16 protein-coding genes and 1 pseudogene are annotated in these 16,614 nt (G+C 56.8%); 9 read left to right on the top strand and 8 right to left on the bottom strand.

The features are described 5' to 3' along the window. Positions 1-132 precede the first annotated feature (132 nt). Together uhpT and MKleb_RS27320 are read left to right on the top strand one after the other, a co-directional pair. Positions 133-1,524, top strand: coding sequence for a hexose-6-phosphate:phosphate antiporter (gene uhpT / locus MKleb_RS27325; protein ID WP_004107098.1), 1,392 nt, complete (start codon positions 133-135; stop codon positions 1,522-1,524). 177 nt (positions 1,525-1,701) lie between these two features. After that, the gene (locus MKleb_RS27320; RefSeq protein WP_025107571.1) at positions 1,702-2,154 is read left to right on the top strand and encodes a DUF1198 domain-containing protein; all 453 of its coding nucleotides are present in this window, start codon (positions 1,702-1,704) and stop codon (positions 2,152-2,154) included. 82 nt (positions 2,155-2,236) lie between these two features. Here the strand turns inward: MKleb_RS27320 and MKleb_RS27315 are convergent, their stop codons facing one another. Beyond that, complete coding sequence (locus MKleb_RS27315; RefSeq protein ID WP_004126838.1) at positions 2,237-2,560, bottom strand: helix-turn-helix domain-containing protein; 324 nt, start codon at positions 2,558-2,560, stop codon at positions 2,237-2,239. Continuing rightward, a complete protein-coding gene (locus tag MKleb_RS27310; RefSeq protein WP_025107572.1) occupies positions 2,544-2,903 on the bottom strand; it encodes a type II toxin-antitoxin system RelE/ParE family toxin in 360 nt (119 codons plus the stop codon). Before MKleb_RS27310 ends, MKleb_RS27315 begins: the two co-directional genes overlap by 17 nt. A 212-nt stretch (positions 2,904-3,115) precedes the next feature. Between MKleb_RS27310 and nepI the strand changes: the two genes are divergently transcribed. Then, a complete protein-coding gene (gene nepI, locus MKleb_RS27305) occupies positions 3,116-4,297 on the top strand; it encodes a purine ribonucleoside efflux pump NepI (RefSeq protein WP_025107573.1) in 1,182 nt (393 codons plus the stop codon). A gap of 32 nt (positions 4,298-4,329) precedes the next feature. On the opposite strand, the gene phnX is transcribed toward nepI, so the two are convergent. After that, on the bottom strand, positions 4,330-5,139 hold the full coding sequence (gene phnX, locus MKleb_RS27300; RefSeq protein WP_004855618.1) for a phosphonoacetaldehyde hydrolase: 810 nt from the start codon (positions 5,137-5,139) through the stop codon (positions 4,330-4,332). 9 nt (positions 5,140-5,148) lie between these two features. Further along, complete coding sequence (phnW, locus tag MKleb_RS27295) at positions 5,149-6,252, bottom strand: 2-aminoethylphosphonate--pyruvate transaminase (RefSeq protein ID WP_025107574.1); 1,104 nt, start codon at positions 6,250-6,252, stop codon at positions 5,149-5,151. Positions 6,253-6,392: 140 nt separating this feature from the next. On the opposite strand from phnW, the gene phnR reads away from it, so the two are divergent. From phnR to phnV, 5 genes are all read left to right on the top strand, one after another. Next, positions 6,393-7,112 carry a phosphonate utilization transcriptional regulator PhnR gene (gene phnR / locus MKleb_RS27290; protein WP_009653851.1) on the top strand — a complete coding sequence of 240 codons (720 nt, stop codon included), beginning with the start codon at positions 6,393-6,395 and terminating at the stop codon, positions 7,110-7,112. Between the two features lie 371 nt (positions 7,113-7,483). After that, the gene (gene phnS, locus MKleb_RS27285) at positions 7,484-8,497 is read left to right on the top strand and encodes a 2-aminoethylphosphonate ABC transporter substrate-binding protein (RefSeq protein WP_025107575.1); all 1,014 of its coding nucleotides are present in this window, start codon (positions 7,484-7,486) and stop codon (positions 8,495-8,497) included. Between the two features lie 5 nt (positions 8,498-8,502). Beyond that, entirely contained in the window at positions 8,503-9,615 is a 1,113-nt protein-coding gene (phnT, locus tag MKleb_RS27280; protein ID WP_014227307.1) for a 2-aminoethylphosphonate ABC transport system ATP-binding subunit PhnT, read from the top strand. Beyond that, positions 9,615-10,475: a 2-aminoethylphosphonate ABC transporter permease subunit gene (phnU, locus tag MKleb_RS27275; protein ID WP_025107576.1), complete on the top strand. Its 861-nt coding sequence runs from the start codon at positions 9,615-9,617 to the stop codon at positions 10,473-10,475. The genes phnT and phnU overlap by 1 nt, the downstream gene beginning before the upstream one ends. Positions 10,476-10,477: 2 nt before the next feature. Continuing rightward, on the top strand, positions 10,478-11,275 hold the full coding sequence (gene phnV, locus MKleb_RS27270) for a 2-aminoethylphosphonate ABC transport system, membrane component PhnV (RefSeq protein ID WP_025107577.1): 798 nt from the start codon (positions 10,478-10,480) through the stop codon (positions 11,273-11,275). A 399-nt stretch (positions 11,276-11,674) separates the two neighbouring features. Here phnV and MKleb_RS27265 read toward each other — a convergent pair whose 3' ends face one another. From MKleb_RS27265 to MKleb_RS27255, 3 genes and pseudogenes are all read right to left on the bottom strand, one after another. Further along, complete coding sequence (locus tag MKleb_RS27265) at positions 11,675-12,631, bottom strand: fimbrial protein (protein ID WP_217076379.1); 957 nt, start codon at positions 12,629-12,631, stop codon at positions 11,675-11,677. A gap of 17 nt (positions 12,632-12,648) precedes the next feature. Beyond that, entirely contained in the window at positions 12,649-13,113 is a 465-nt protein-coding gene (locus MKleb_RS27260; protein ID WP_228740771.1) for a fimbrial protein, read from the bottom strand. Between the two features lie 91 nt (positions 13,114-13,204). Next, positions 13,205-14,388 (bottom strand): annotated as a pseudogene (locus tag MKleb_RS27255) (IS91 family transposase). Here MKleb_RS27255 and MKleb_RS27250 point away from each other — a divergent pair. Further along, positions 14,329-14,547, top strand: coding sequence for a hypothetical protein (locus MKleb_RS27250; protein ID WP_217076784.1), 219 nt, complete (start codon positions 14,329-14,331; stop codon positions 14,545-14,547). The pseudogene MKleb_RS27255 and the gene MKleb_RS27250 sit on opposite strands and share 60 nt — an antisense overlap. 565 nt (positions 14,548-15,112) lie before the next feature. Here MKleb_RS27250 and MKleb_RS27245 read toward each other — a convergent pair. After that, positions 15,113-16,492: a carbohydrate porin gene (locus MKleb_RS27245; RefSeq protein WP_217076783.1), complete on the bottom strand. Its 1,380-nt coding sequence runs from the start codon at positions 16,490-16,492 to the stop codon at positions 15,113-15,115. Between the last annotated feature and the right edge of the window lie 122 nt (positions 16,493-16,614).

Raw genomic sequence — 16,614 nt, 5'->3', positions numbered from 1 at the left:
TCTTCGCCGAAGGGCGTAAAACTAAGAAATTTTCCCGGTTTCGCCTGGACGCTGTCTCAGGCGAGTCTCCCGGCTGATTTTTACAATGCCTGCCATTCGCAGGTACTAAATCAGCTCAGGAGTCACCCAATCATGCTGGCCTTCTTAAACCAGGTGCGTAAGCCAACCCTGGACCTGCCGCTCGAAGCGCGGCGCAAAATGTGGTTCAAACCGTTCATGCAGTCGTATCTGGTGGTTTTCATCGGCTATCTGACCATGTACCTGATCCGCAAAAACTTTAACATCGCGCAGAACGACATGATCTCCACCTACGGGTTGAGCATGACGCAGCTGGGGATGATCGGTCTCGGATTCTCAATCACCTACGGCGTGGGTAAAACGCTGGTTTCTTACTACGCAGACGGTAAGAACACCAAGCAGTTTCTACCGTTTATGCTGATCCTTTCGGCCATCTGTATGCTTGGCTTCAGCGCCAGCATGGGTGCAGGGTCGACCAGCCTGTTCCTGATGATCGCCTTCTACGCTCTGAGCGGCTTTTTCCAGAGCACCGGCGGCTCATGCAGCTATTCGACTATTACCAAGTGGACGCCTCGCCGTAAGCGCGGCACCTTCCTCGGCTTCTGGAATATTTCTCACAACCTCGGCGGCGCCGGCGCGGCGGGCGTAGCGCTGTTTGGCGCCAACTACCTGTTCGACGGCCACGTGATCGGGATGTTTATCTTCCCGTCGATTATCGCGCTGATCGTCGGTTTTATCGGCCTGCGCTTCGGCAGCGACTCCCCGGAATCCTACGGTCTCGGTAACGCCGAAGAGCTGTTTGGCGAAGAGATCAGCGAAGAGGATAAAGAGACGGAAGAGAACGCCATGACCAAATGGCAGATCTTCGTCGAGTACGTACTGAAGAACAAAGTCATCTGGCTGCTGTGCTTCTCCAATATCTTCCTGTACGTGGTGCGCATCGGTATCGACCAGTGGTCCACCGTTTACGCTTTCCAGGAGCTGAAGCTCTCCAAAGAGGTGGCGATTCAGGGCTTTACCCTGTTTGAAGTGGGCGCGCTGGTCGGCACGCTGCTGTGGGGCTGGCTGTCGGATCTGGCAAACGGTCGTCGCGCTCTGGTGGCCTGCATTGCGCTGGCGCTGATTATCGCCACGCTGGGGGTTTATCAGCACGCCAGTAACCAGTACGTTTATCTCGCCTCGCTGTTTGCGCTGGGCTTCCTGGTGTTTGGCCCGCAGCTGCTGATCGGCGTTGCCGCGGTAGGTTTCGTGCCGAAAAAGGCGATTGGTGCTGCCGACGGGATCAAGGGCACCTTCGCCTATCTGATCGGCGACAGCTTCGCCAAGCTGGGCCTCGGGATGATTGCCGACGGTACGCCGATTTTCGGCCTCACCGGCTGGGCGGGCACCTTTGCGGCGCTGGATGCGGCGGCGATTGGCTGCATCTGCCTGATGGCCATCGTCGCGGTATTTGAAGAACGTAAAATCCGCCGTCAGAAAAAGACGCAAACGTTGCAGACTGCCTGAGTCATTGGGTGTGAGTCACGTTGCCCGGCCCCTGCGCCGGGCTTTTTTATGCCTCTTGCCGGGCGGTTTGATGATAGCGATACGGTGTCGCGATAAGTCACATTCTGGTACGTCCGGCTGTCGACAGCGGGCAATTTCCCATTATGATAGTGGGGCTGCGATTGAATGAGAGGATGCATGATCTGGTTAGGACTGGCCACGCTGATAGTGGTATTTGTTGTGGGATTTCGGGTACTTACCTCTGATTCACGCCGTGCGATTCGCCGTCTGAGCGAACGATTAGGCATTACGCCGGTACCGCTGGAATCGATGATCGATCAGCTGGGAAAAACCGCCGGCAACGAGTATCTGCGCTACCTGGAGCGGCCGAATGAAGCACATTTGCAAAATGCCGCGCAGGTGCTGCTGGTCTGGCAGGTCGCTATCGTCGACGGCAGCGAGCAGAACCTGCATTACTGGTATCGGCTGATGAAAAAGTCCCGCCTCGCGGCGCCGATTACCGAAGCGCAAATCCGCCTGGCACAAGGTTTTCTTCGCGAGCTGGAGCCGGAAGTGAGCGACCTGCACGCTTTGCAGGAGCGCTATAACGCGCTGTTTTTGCCGGAGGATGGCGTCCACTGGCTGCACTGATATCACTTTCCGGTGCACTGTTGGCTTCGTTAAACGTCACGCCGATGAGGCCACCGGTGCATAAGTCATCGCAACAAAGCCATCATGCCAGTACCTCTAACCCATGTTTTTGCACGATGGTGAGTAATTTCAGTGCCAGCCCACCGGGGCGTTTTGCCCCGCTTTCCCATTTTTGGACTGTGGAAACGCTGGTGTTCAGATAGCGGGCAAAAACCGGCTGACTGACGTTGAGTTGGTCACGTAGAGCCTTAATTTCACCAGGTTGGAAATCGCTTACGCGGCTGATGCATGTTTCATCAAAGCTGCGCATTGTCTCCTGCGCGATCGCATCAACACTGTATAAACCTGCTGCAGCGCTATGGATAGCTTCAAAGGCGGGGCTTTTGAATTTAGTTTTTGCAGTCATGACAAATCTCCACCAATTCTTTTCTCTTAACCAATGCCGCCATTTTCTCCTCGCTGAGAAGGGAATAATGCCTGGCTAACTCACGGAACGCCGCGAGTTCTCGGTTATCGATATTGGCGATATCCTGTTTGGCGTATAAAAATGTGTAAAACCAATGCTCAGCGCCCTTTGCCAGAATAATTGCGCGATCGCGATTTTTATTGAGGCGTTTTTTGTAAACACCGCCACCAAGGTTATCTGCTTTTCCCTGGAGAGTGGCTTCAATCGCTTTGCAGAGTTCGCCATCATCAATCGCATGGGCCCGGGCTTCCCTGGTAAACCATTTCGTTTTAAAAACACGCATTGGCTGACATCCTGTAACCATAAATATAGCACCAAGTGCTATGTTATTTCTTCCTCTTACTGTTCTGAAATACCTAAGAACGTGATTTTCCGGTTATGCGAGCAGCTACGCAGGAGCTTTGCAAGGCCTGAAAAGTTGTCAAAACGTTAAATTCGTCACATTTAAAATGTTACACTGCGCGGCTTCCCCGTGTTCAACCATGCAGGTAACTTATGACTCCTTCGAATGCCTCTACGCCACAGGCTCATCAGTCGGCGCGACCCAACTGGTCGGCGGTTTTTGCGGTGGCCTTCTGCGTGGCCTGCCTGATTACCGTTGAGTTCCTGCCGGTAAGCCTGCTCACGCCGATGGCGCAGGATTTAGGCATCTCCGAAGGGGTTGCCGGACAGTCGGTCACCACCACGGCGTTCGTGGCGATGTTTGCCAGCCTGTTTATCACCTCGATTATCCGCAGTACCGATCGCCGCTACGTGGTGATTCTGTTTTCGGTTCTGCTGACCCTTTCCTGCCTGCTGGTCTCTTTTGCTAACAGCTTTGCGTTATTGCTGCTCGGCCGCGCCTGCCTCGGGCTGGCGCTGGGCGGCTTTTGGGCTATGTCGGCGTCGCTCACCATGCGGCTGGTGCCGATGCGCGTGGTGCCCAAAGCCCTGTCGGTTATTTTTGGCGCGGTATCGATAGCGCTGGTGATCGCCGCGCCGCTGGGCAGCTTTCTCGGTGGGATTATCGGCTGGCGTAACGTCTTTAACGGCGCCGCGGTGATGGGGGTGGTCTGTACGATTTGGGTGCTGAAGGCGCTGCCGTCTCTGCCGGGCGAGTCGACCTCGGCGCAGCAAAATATGTTCGGCCTGCTAAAGCGCCCCGGCGTGATGGCCGGGATGTGCGCCATTTTTATGGCCTTCGCCGGCCAGTTCGCCTTCTTTACCTATATTCGCCCGGTGTATATGACTCTGGCGGGCTTTGACGTTGACGGCCTGACGCTGGTGCTGTTGAGCTTCGGCATCGCCAGCTTCGTCGGCACCTCGCTCTCTTCGATACTGCTCAAAAGATCGGTGAAAGCGGCGCTGGCGGTTGCCCCGGTGGTGCTGGCCATCAGCGCGGCGGTGCTGGTACTGTGGGGGGAGAGTAAAATCGTGGCGTCGACGGTTGCCGTTATCTGGGGCTTTGCCTTCGCGTTGATACCGGTTGGCTGGTCAACGTGGATCACCCGCTCCCTGTCCGATCAGGCGGAGAAAGCCGGGTCGATTCAGGTGGCGGTGATCCAGCTGGCCAACACCTGCGGCGCCGCGGTTGGCGGCGTGGCGCTGGATCACCTTGGTCTGCTCTCGCCGCTGGTCCTCTCCGGTACGTTGATGCTGCTGACCGGCCTGCTGGTGGCGACGAAAGTACGAGTGTAATGGGGCCGCAGTCAGGCGAATCGTCAATAAAACTACGGGCGTTCGCCCTGCGCCAGACGACGGTTGATGTCGGCAATCACGCCCGGCAAATCCGCCAGCGTATCTACCACATAGTGCGCCCCGGCGGCGTACAGCTTCCCGGCGGCGTGCTCGCGGCGGGCGGCGATCTCTTCGGCGCTCATCTGCTGATATTCCTCCCAGCTGGCGCCGAATTCGTTACCGGAAACCGCCAGACCCACGCTCCACATTCCGGCGTTTAATCCTTCGGTAATGCCGGGAGCGGAATCATCAACCTTGACGCAGTGGGCTACCGAGTCGATGCCGAGGACAATGACGTTCTGTAACGCCATCCACGGGCCTGGCCGCCCCCCGACGGCGAGGTCGTCCGTCGCCACCCAGTGGTCAGGCGCATAGCCCTGCGCGGCGGCGGCCGGCGCCAGCTTTTCCATCACCGGACGCGGATAGCCGGAACAGGAGCCAATTTTTATGCCTTCGGCGCGCAGCGCGGCAATGGTGTCGACAACCCCGGCGATCGGCGCAGAAAAATCGACAACTTTGGCAATCTGCAGCGGCATAAAAGCAGCATAGATCGCGTCGATATCGGCAGCGTTCATCGCCCGGCCAAACTTCGCCTGCCAGCGGGCGTCCACGGCGGGCAGTTTCCCCAGCGCTTCAATATGCTGCCATTTGCCGAGACCCATCGGCACCCTGGCTTCTTCGAGCGTAATCTCCACGGCAAAAGCCTGACGGAAGGCCTCAACGAAAATCTGCGTCGGCGCGAAGGAGCCAAAGTCGACGGTGGTGCCTGCCCAATCAAGAATAACGGCGTTAATACGGTTCATGACGGTTCCTTAGCATTGCCAGTACATGGCGTTTTTGATGGCCGCCAGCAGGGCGGTGATGTCGGCGTCGTACACTTCGCCGATGTTGCCGATACGGAAGCAGTCGCTTTGCGACACCTTGCCCGGATAGATCACGAAACCCTGCACTTTAAGCCGCTGGTAGAAATCCTTAAAGCGATACTGCGGCGCATCCGGGGAGTAAAACGCGGTGATGATCGGCGAGTGCAGGCTATCGTCGAGCAGCGGCTGAAAGCCTAGCGTACGCATTCCCGCCACCAGACGCCGCTGGTTCGTGCTGTAACGCTGATGACGTGCGCGCACGCCGCCTTCCTCCGCCAGCTCCTTCAGCGCCTGGGCAAAGGCCAGCACGGTATGGGTCGGTGAGGTGAAGCGCCACTTGCCGTGGTTATCCTCCATGCAGCGCCACTGGGCGTACAGATCCAGCGACAGCGAGCGCGAGCGGCCCTGGCAGTTTGCCAGTTCCGCCTCCCGGGCAATGACGAAGGCAAAGCCCGGCACACCCTGAATGCATTTGTTGGCGGAGCTGATCAGATAATCGATATTCAGGGCGGCGACGTCCATGGGAATGCCGCCGAAGCTGCTCATGGCATCGACGATGTAGCGTTTGTCGTAACGTTTCGCCAGCGCGGCGACCTCTTCGATCGGGTTGAGCATGCCGGTCGTGGTTTCGCTATGCACCATGGCGATATGGGTGATCGCCGGGTCGGTTTGCAGGATCCGTTCGATCGCCGCCGCGTCCGGCCGCGCCACTTCGCCGCAGTCGTAGGGATGGTGCGCAATGCACATCAGTTTCGCCATCTCGATCATGCGCGCGCCGTAGGCGCCGTTGCTGATAATCAGCACTTTCCCCTGCGCGCCGATCGCGCTACCGAGCACCGCTTCAACCGCGTAGCTGCCGCTGCCTTGCAGCAGCACTGAGGTGTAGCCGTTAGCGGGCGTCGCCAGTTCCACCAGCCGTTGGCGAATGACCTGAACGACGCCGAGATTGTAGTCGTCGTCCCAGGTACAGCTATCGAACAGCATCGCCTCTTTTACCGTACGGGAAGTGGTTAGCGGTCCGGGCGTCAGCAGCAGATAATTACGCGAAGTCATTGTTTTCACCATTTGGTCTATACCAGATGTTTTTTATAATGACGATCGTGCCCCGAAAAGGTCAAAGGGAAAGTAGCGCTGCAACAAAAAATTCATCTGGTTATGTATAATGAGCGCATCAAATTTGGCCGCGAGCGAACATGAAATCACCCTCTGGCGAGACGCCACAGTATCTGCTGATCAAGGCGCAGCTTCAGGCGCGTATTCAAAACGGCGCGTTGAAGAGCGGCGATAAGCTGCCGTCCGAGCGCGAGCTGTGCGCGCTGTTCAACACCACGCGTATTACGGTGCGTGAGAGCCTGGCGCAGCTTGAGTCCAGCGGCGTGATTTATCGCGCCGACCGCCGCGGCTGGTTTGTTACGCCGGAGCGCTTGTGGTTGGATCCGACGCAGAATACCAACTTCCACAAGCTGTGCCTGGAACAGGGGCGGGAGCCGAAAACGGTGCTGCTCGACGGTCGTCTGGCCGCCGTTCCGCTGGACGTTATGGCGCCGCTGGCGCTGCAGCCGTTCGACCAGATCTACCTGCTCACCCGACTGCGCCATGCTGACGGGCGGGCAATCTGCTACTGTGAAAATCACTGCCTGCCGGCCAGGGTTCCGGAACTGCTGCGCCATGATTTAAACGGCAGCCTGACCGAAATTTATCAGACCCACTATGACCTGATATATACCAGTATGCATCTGTCGTTCTGGCCCACCTCAATGCCGCCCCAGGCCGCGGAAGCCCTGGGGGTGATGGAAGGGCGGCCGGCGCTGCTCTTGCGCCGCCTCAACTACGATCAGCACGGGCGAATTCTCGATTACGATATCGAGTACTGGCGCCACGACAGCCTGCGTATTGAAGTCGATACCCATTGATTTTATTGGTCCTGCCCGAGCGTTTTCCCGGGTTGCGGCTGGCGCCTTACCCGGGCTACGGGTTCACCGCCGTCTGCGGACGGGTAGCCCGGACAGGCGCGTCAAGCGCCGCCTCCGGGATAAGCCCAGGTATTGAATGCGTGTGCGCCGGGCGTCCCGGTGGCGCTGCGCTGACCGGGCTACGGGTTTACCGCTGACTGCGGACGAGTAGCCCGGACAGGCGCGTCAAGCGCCGCCTCCGGGAGGGAGTCTTCTGCTCCGGCGTCATCCTTTCGCCACACTTCATTCATCGTTTTGTCATAAACCCCGGGTAGCGTGAAAAACAATCTGGTCTACACCAGAATGACTAACTACCCGATGAGGCATATACGATGAAACTCTCCCGACTTGCCCTGCTGTCCCTGTTCGCGCTGACCAGCTCTCCGGTCTGGGCAGATGGCATCGTCACGGTTTACTCCGCTGACGGCCTGCACGATGGTGATAACAGCTGGTACCAGCACCAGTTCGCCACTTTCACCAAAGCAACGGGCATCAAGGTGCAGTACGTGGAAGGCGGTTCCGGGGCGATTGTTGAACGCCTGGCAAAAGAGCGCACCAACCCTCAGGCCGATGTGCTGGTGACGGTGCCGCCGTTTATCCAGCGTGCCGCGAAAGAACAGCTGTTGGCCGAATTTCAGCCGCAGGACAGCGCCCGGATCCCGGGCGTACACGACCGCTACTCGCCGCTGGTGAATAACTATCTGACCTTTATCTATAACAGTAAGCTGCTGAAAACCGCACCGGCCAGCTGGCAGGATCTGCTCGATAGCCGCTTCAGGAACAAACTGCAGTACTCGACGCCGGGGCAGGCGGGTGACGGTACGGCGGTCATGCTACAGGCGTTTCACAGCATGGGGAGCAAAGAGGCGGGGTTCGATTATCTCGGTAAGCTCCAGGCCAATAACGTTGGTCCGTCTGCTTCCACCGGTAAGTTGACCGCGCTGGTCAATAAAGGCGAGCTGTACATCGCTAACGGCGATCTGCAAATGAACCTGTCGCAGATGGCGCGTAATCCGAATGTGCAAATCTTCTGGCCAGCGGACGCGCAAGGCGAACGCAGCGCGCTGGCGCTGCCCTATACCATCGGCCTGGTGCAGAACGGTCCGAACGGCGAAAACGGTAAAAAGCTGATTAACTTCCTGCTCGATAAATCCGCTCAGTCCAGCGTCAGCGCGCTCTCCTGGGGCCTGCCGGTGCGCAGCGACGTGACGCCGGAAGACGCTAACTTTAAAGCGGCGAAAGCGGCGCTTAACGGCGTGAAAAGCTGGGAACCCAACTGGGACGACGTTGCGGTTTCGCTGTCGGCGGATATTGCCCGCTGGCATAAAGTGACGGACAGCGAGTAAGCGTGATGTTAATGAAAACGACCGTTGCCCCCACCCCGTCGCTGGCGGGGACGTCCGGAATTACTCTCGACGCGCTGCGCGTTTCTTATCACGGCAACGTGGTGCTGAAGCCGCTGACATTAACCATTGAACCCGGTGAGGTGCTGGCGCTGATCGGCCCTTCGGGCTCCGGGAAAACCACGGTGCTGCGGGCGATAGCCGGTTTTGTGCAGCCTGCCGGTGGTCGAATTTTGCTTGGCGACACGGATATCACCCATCTGCCGCCGTATCAACGCGGCCTTGGTATGGTGGTTCAAAACTACGCCCTGTTTCCGCACATGAAAGTAGAAGATAACGTCGCCTTCGGCCTGCGGGCGCAGAAACAGCCCAAAGCGCAGATCGCTGAACGGGTTCAGGAAGCCCTGAAAATCGTCGGCATGGCGGATTACGCCAGCCGCTATCCGCACCAGCTTTCCGGCGGCCAGCAGCAGCGCGTCGCGATTGCCCGCGCCATCGCCGTGCGTCCGCGGGTATTGCTGCTTGATGAGCCGCTCTCGGCGCTGGATGCGCAAATCCGTCACAACATGGTGGAGGAAATTGCACGTCTGCACCGCGAACTGCCGGAGCTGACCATTCTCTACGTCACCCACGATCAGACTGAAGCCCTGACCCTGGCGGACAAGATTGGCATCATGAAAGACGGCTCGCTCATTGCCCACGGCGAAACCCATCAGCTTTACCACTATCCGCCTAATCGTTTTAGCGCTGAGTTTCTCGGACGTGCCAATATCCTGCAGGCGACGGCGCTGACAGATACCGCGGGACCTGGCCTGGTCAGCGTCAGCTGCGGCGGCGGATTGATCGCCGCGTTCAGCCGCGGCGGCCAGCATGGCAACAATAAGCTGCTCTGTATTCGCCCGCAGCATATGAGTCTCGCGCCGCGATCGGCCACCAGCAACCGGCTGAACGCCATCCTGACCTCCGTGCACTGGCAGGGCGATTTGACCCATCTGCTATGCGACGTGGCGGGGGAGGCGGTGCGTATCGTGATGACCCACGTGAACCCGCTGCCGCGTGCGGGCGACAGGCTGGCGCTCTATTTTGAACCCAACGATGCGGTCCTGATTGAGGTGTCATAATGTCGCAGATCTTAACGCTCCCGCGTCGCTCTGTTCATCTGCGGCCCTTACTGTGGCTGCTGCCGCCGCTGCTGGTGCTGGCGACCCTGTTTTTCTACCCGCTGCTGCTCATCGGCGAACAGGCGCTGCGCGATACCGAGGGTCATCTGGGCCTCGAAACCTTCTGGCAGGTGGTGGAGTCCCGGCGCTTTCTCAGCGCATTGCTCAATACCTTGCAAATCGCGGTTATCGCGACATCAGGCTGCCTGCTGCTCGGCAGCGTACTGGCGCTGATTCTGGTGTTTATCCCGTTTCCCGGTAGCCAGCTGATTAGCCGGATAATTGATACCTTTATTGCGCTGCCGACCTTTCTCATCACCCTGGCTTTCACCTTTATTTACGGCTCCGCCGGTCTGCTGAACGGGACGCTGATGTCGCTGTTTGCTTTTGAACTGCCGCCGGTGGATTTTCTCTATTCGATTAAGGGAGTCATACTGGCGGAAATGACCGTCTTCACCCCTCTGGTGATGCGCCCGCTGATGGCCGGGCTGCGGCAGATTGATAAAAGCCAGCTTGAAGCGGCGAGCATCCTCGGCGCGCATCCGCTGCGGGTTATCGGCCAGGTGATTTTTCCGGCGGTGCTGCCGGCGCTAATGGCGGGCGGCAGCCTGTGTCTGCTGTTGACCACCAACGAGTTCGGCATCGTGCTGTTTATCGGCGCCAAAGGGGTAAATACTCTACCGATGATGGTCTACAGCAAGGCTATTCTCGAGTCGGACTACAGCGTCGCCTGCATGATTGCGCTGATTAATATTCTGCTGTCGCTGGGGCTGTTTATGCTCTATCGGCTGGCCGCCGCGCGTACCGGCGTGAGGAGATAACGATGTTGATTTGGTCGCGTAAAGGCCGTACGGCGGCGGGAGCGCTGGCGGTGACGCTGTTTGCCGGGTTTTTCTTCCTGCCGCTGGCGGTGATTTTGATGTCCAGCCTGAGCCAGCAGTGGAACGGCCTGCTGCCGTCCGGCTTTACCCTCGGACACTTTGTTAACGCGTTTCGCGGCGCCGCGTGGGATGCGCTCTTTTCCAGTCTGATGGTCGGGTTTTGCGCCAGCTTGTTCGCTCTGCTGTGCGGCATGTGGGCTGCGCTGTCCCTGCGGCAGTACGGTGCGAAGCTGCAAAAATACCTTGGGCTGATGTTCTATCTGCCAAGCGCCATCCCATCCGTTTCTGTGGGTCTTGGCATTCTGGTGGCCTTCAGCCAGGGACCGTTGCAGATGAACGGCACCTTTTGGATCGTTCTGGCGGCGCACTTCGTGCTGATTTCCGCGTTTACCTTCAGCAACGTTTCCACCGGTCTGGCGCGGATTTCCGCCGATATTGAAAACGTCGCCTCCAGCCTCGGGGCATCGCCGTGGTATCGTCTGCGCCACGTCACGCTGCCGCTGATGACGCCATGGATGATTTCGGCACTGGCGTTAAGCCTGTCGCTATCGATGGGGGAGCTGGGCGCGACGGTGATGATCTACCCGCCGGGCTGGACAACGCTGCCGGTGACGATTTTTAGCCTGACCGATCGCGGCAATATTGCCGATGGTTCGGCGCTGACCATCGTGCTGGTGGGCGTCACGCTGCTGCTGATGATTAAGCTTGAACGCATCGCCCGCCGGATGAGCCAGAGGTAATCTCCGGCTCCTTTTGCAAACCGCCTAAGCCAGTGGGGGCTCAGGCGGCGGAAAGCATTGAGTCACAATCCATCGGAGCGAATGTATTAATGAACGAATATGTGTGAAATAATAGTTATTTCAGTAGTACGTGAGAATTCAGAGAACCGATATTGATATTTACTGAATACAGGCTTATAGGCTATATATCAATCTAATACCAGATAATAAAACAACATTCTGTTCTTTAAAATAGCAGAATTATTCCCCAAACAAAGAAGGACCAGAAAAAAACCATAATTAGCAAAACAACACATAAGCTACGTAGTCCATTCGTCGACATAATAAGATCCTCCGTAAAATCTCATTGAGATATGCCAGAAAGCGACACATATTCTTATTCACACAAACACTGGCGCTCTATTTATATGACAGTGTAAATGTTGCCGTGGCATTAGCCTTACCCGGAGTAACTTTCTGTGCCACCTGGTAGTAGCGAGCCTGCATTTGCAGCCTTTCGCGACCACCATAAGGTGATGTGTAGTAGTGACTTTGCTGACCAAACTGTACTGGCCTACCTCCGTTGGGTACGTACCAAAGCTGGATCCCTATACCGGTGGCCGTATCGCTGCTGCCAGCGTTATCCAGCTTCATAACCCCGGCAATATTTGAGGGGTCCTGGGCGGCATTAAACTGTACATTAATACTGGAGCTTTTATCACACACAAGATCGATATTGAATGGATGCCAGGCAGTGGTTGTTCCCTGCCGGGTAAATACCCCTTTGCCGTAGTCGCCCAGTGGGACATTCACACTTGATGCCGTCACCGTGCAAGCGGCAGCAGTGACGGTATTCGTCCCATTCAGCGTGATATTGGCAAAATAAAATTTGTTCACCACCGAAGCACGCGCCAGCATGCCATTAGCTAAAGTGCCGCTGGTAATATTCCCGATTTTGATAAGCTCTCCTTTGATACCGTCACCGGGAAGCGTCGCCCATGAGCCGCTGGCGTTGTATGGGTAACGACCCTCGAAGGGCAATATTCTTCCCGAAACCGTGGAGCTTAGCCATAGGCCGACGCCGGGTAGATTGGTCTTATAAACGTTGCTGCCATATCCGCTCAGCGTCCCCCATTTCGTCATCTCCCAGCGTGCGGTCCAGGCCTCCCGGGTGCATCCTGCGATGGGGTTATTGTTGTTATAAGCCCCTGTTACTGCTGTCGCAAGTATGCTGCCGACCGGTACATCACGCTGAATAACTATATTACCAAAGTTCAAATAGCCCGTTACTTCCCCGGAAACACCACTGTAAAATGAACAACTGGCGCAGGCGGCCGGTGACACTACCAGTGCCAGGAAACATAAAATTTCTTTCATATCATGACCCCGATGATTTATTTATAGGTCAATGTGAATGTCGCCGTTGCATTCGCTTTCCCGGCCGTTACGCCCTGTGTCGTCTGGTAATATCTCGCCTGCAGCTGAATAATTTCGTTGCCGCCCGTTGATGAGGTCCAGTAATAGCGATCCTGACCAAACTGCACCGGGCTGTTTTCATTGCGATACCAGAGCTGAACGCCAACACCGCTGGCATTTGCTGGATCGCTGTCGAGTTTTATAATGCCGGGTACGCCTGCGTCGCTGTCTGCCGTAGCATCAATGCGCACATTAATCCGAGCATTTTGGTCGCAATTCAGTCCGATATTAAATGTTTTCCAGCCAGTTCCCGTACCTGCGCCACTAAATTCGCGCTTATTATGTTCATTGATAGGAATTAAAACCTGAAACTGAACAACAAACAACCACCATTTTTGACTCCCGGCCAGCGCTGACGGAGGTCTGGTGATTGTTTGCTTCAATCAGTAATCGCTCATTTATCGGTGATATCGATTAACTGACCGTCTTTTAAACTTTCCCTGCGCTGTGGACGGATCTTCCCTGCATCCGCGCCTAACCGCACATTTTCATCTGCGCCAGCTGCTCATGCCGGGCCATCAGTTCCGCAAGCCGCTGCCCCCGTTTCAGCCCGCCGAAACACATTATCTTCCCGCACAAAATGCACGCCAGTGGGTCCACTTTCAGCAGCCGCTGGTACAGCCCCCGCCATGTCACCTTCCGCGCCGTTTTACGCTGCGTCTCTGTTAACAGATACACGACTTCCAGCACGGCCCGCTTTGACGGACTCAGAAAACCGTAATACCGCACCATCCGGAACCGTTTCTCCGGCACATGCCAGGAAAAGCGTTCCATAAACTCATCCCCGCTCAGCGTCAGCGTCTCCTCCTGCTTTGTCCGGTGACTGCGGTAGCGCATGATAATATCATCCCGCCCGGCGTAGTGCTCCAGCCGGCTCATCGACACCGGGGGCTTCTTAAGGTAAGCCCCGAAGTACATCGCCACGTGCGTGGCGTTGTCCATCACCTTCGACACCCGCACATTCCATTTTCTTCTGTAGTGCCGGTCCAGAAAGCGATTCCAGTCCTGCCTGCAGCGACTTTCTGCAGCCAGGGTTGCCGGTATCTCCAGCCGCCAGAATTCCCGGCGCAGCAGGTCAGTGATACGCCAGCGCCACATCGGCATCACGTTACGGGCGTAAAACTGCACTTTCTTCCAGGTACTGGTGTCAGTAATCCCGCCGGCCGTTGTGGAAAGGTGAATATGCGGATGCCACTGCTGGTCGCGCCCCCAGGTATGGATGACGCTGAAGCAGCCCGGCAGAAAGTCGCCGCGTCGGCCGGTTTCCAGGATAACATCGGCCGCGAGGCGGCTCATTTCGGCGAGCAGCCAGCGGTTATGGTATATCAGGGGCCAGAAGTCACAGGGGACAGTGAAGGTGATATGCTGCCATTCACCGTCGGGCACCAGGGCGAGAAGATACTGTATCCAGACTTCGCCTGCTTTTACGCCGCAGTGGGGGCAGGAGCGGCTTTTACAGCGGAAGCAGACTTTTTTGAGTGGCCACATCCGGGGTCAGGACAGCGCCAGCAGGTGTATCCCATGAGCGTGGTGCCGCAGGCCATGATTTTAGTGACGGCCTCAATGACAGCGGGACGAACAGAACCTTCAGGCTGTTTGTGAAACCAGCTAAGCCAGCGGTTGCCTTGCTGAAAGATATCGGCGAAGCGGGGAAGCATAATCATTTCACAGAAGAAGTGGGAGCTGAAGTTATAACAGTCGCCGAAGGCCATAACAAGTCGCAGCCGTCAGGCTGCCTACTTGATACGGATGATAATTTGATCGGGTGTTTCACCCTGATTCAAGGCTTCTACTACCTGTTGCAGGGGAAGCGGTAGCGTTTGAGCAGGCCACATCACTTCAACGCTGATGAGCTGGCGGTGTGTACGGGGTGACATCGGCAGTTTCCTCCATGGTTAAAATCACGTGGTCATTTCGCCATGAAATAGGGGCATTTTTCGCGGTTACAAGCTTTGAAGATGATTTTACGGCTGGGGCTGGTCATATTTTTTCTAACAGGTCGGAAGTGTGCGCGTTATCCTCCGGTAGCACTGGCGAGCAAGAATGTGCGAATCGCATGGGCTGTGCTGAGTCGCGGAGAAGATTGCCATGGTTCACGGGTCTTCGGTTAAGCGATGCTCCGTAAACGATACCGTAAAATCCGGCCTGTCCGAAGGTCCTGCGAAGCAAAACCGCTAACATAAAAGGAAACCGGTGCGCAGAACACATCATGGCCCGATACGACGATATCAGATGAGCAGCCGGATATATGAACGCAACTTAGCCCGGTGTCCCAACAGCACCACGGGAGGTGGCCCTGTACGGACAGGCGTACAGCGTGGCCTCCGGGAAGACGTTCCCGGATCGGGCTCTGACGCCGCGACCCGGGATGGTTTCACTCTCTTAGAACCACGCCTCAAACATGCCGCCGACGTTCAGCGAATCCAGCTGTTCGTCTTTGGTGCCATTGACCTTCGCGGTGCGCTTGTTATCCACCTGGCCGCCGGTCACGTAGAAGCGCAGCATCGGGCGGAACTCCGGCCCCATACCGATGGCGATGTTCTGCGACAGCGTCAGCTTCCAGCCGTGGTTATCGCCGCCCTGGTCGTAATCGACGCGCTGGTAGCACGCTTCCAGCCAGGTGGAGTGCACATCGTTCCAGAAGTACATCGGACGGACAATGGCGCCGTAGTTTTTACGGTTATCGGTGTTGTCCTTGCCGTTGTCATAGTCGTGGAAGGCCAGCAGATATTCGATCTGCGCCTGCCGGGTGAATTTATGCAGCCCTTCAAAGCTGGCGTAAATCGCGGTCAGGTCATCGGTTTTGTTGTAGACGCTGTTATCCGAGTTGTCGGAGTAGCGCAGGATCACTTTATTGACGCCGCTGTCGTTGGTGTGGCTCAGCACCAGCCCGCCCTGCCAGGCGTCGAGACGTTCGTCGCTGTCCACCGCTTTCGAATCGAAACCGTAGTTGGCGTAAACCTCAACGTCGATCGGCCCGGCCTTGATGTTGTGGGTTTTGGTGGTCAGGGCGTAGTGGCCGTTATCGCCGGTACCGGAGCCGCCGGTACAGGTGATGCGCGACGGGTTGGCCTCGTCGGCCATCACTTCCGGGCTACAGGACTCCACCTGCGACACTCCCGCCACGTCAAACTGCACGCCGCCGATATCAAAGTTCTTCACCCCGGCGCCCTGGCCGTCGTGGTTCATCCAGAAGTAGTCGTTGATCCCCTGTTGCGGGCGCTGATGGAAGTCGCGGCCGGCCCAGAGATAGGCGTTGGGGTTAGACTCCAGCACGTTGGTGACGCCGACGTAGGCTTTTTTCAGGTTAACTTCATCGCTCCAGTGGTCAAACATGACGTTGATATCCCAGATAGCGCCTTTACTGCTCTTGAAGGCTTTGGTTATCTGGAATTCGCCGCCGTTGCCTTCGTTGCCTAAACGGCCGATCGCCGAAGCGCCGTTATAGGAGCCATCCACGCCGACAAACTTCTGATCGCCGGTCTGGAACTGCGCGCCGTAGCGGGCGTAGCCGCTGAACTTCAGGCCGAAGGGGATCGCCATATCCGGCGTGGCCGCGGTGGTCTGCGGGTTGGTGATAACATCCACTTTTTTATCAGCCGCGGCGTCGATTTTCGCCTGGCGTTCGGCCAGGGCTTTATCGACGGCTTTCGCCACAATGGCGTCGATCTGTTCCTGAGTAAATTCTTGTGCGAATACGGAAATTGGGCACAGCGCGGCGACGACCGCCATGGTTAATGGCAGCATTTTTACAGTTTTCATCATTATCTCGCTTTTAATAATTTATATATATCCTAAATAGTTCGAGTTGCAGGAAGGCGGCAAGGGAGTGAATCCCGATGAGCTTACTTTGGTAAGTGATTCGGGTAAGCGAGCGCAGCCAA

The sequence above is a fragment of the Klebsiella sp. PL-2018 genome, from assembly GCF_019048985.1.
Lineage (GTDB): Bacteria > Pseudomonadota > Gammaproteobacteria > Enterobacterales > Enterobacteriaceae > Klebsiella > Klebsiella michiganensis.
This window is presented reverse-complemented; position numbering and strand designations above follow the sequence as displayed.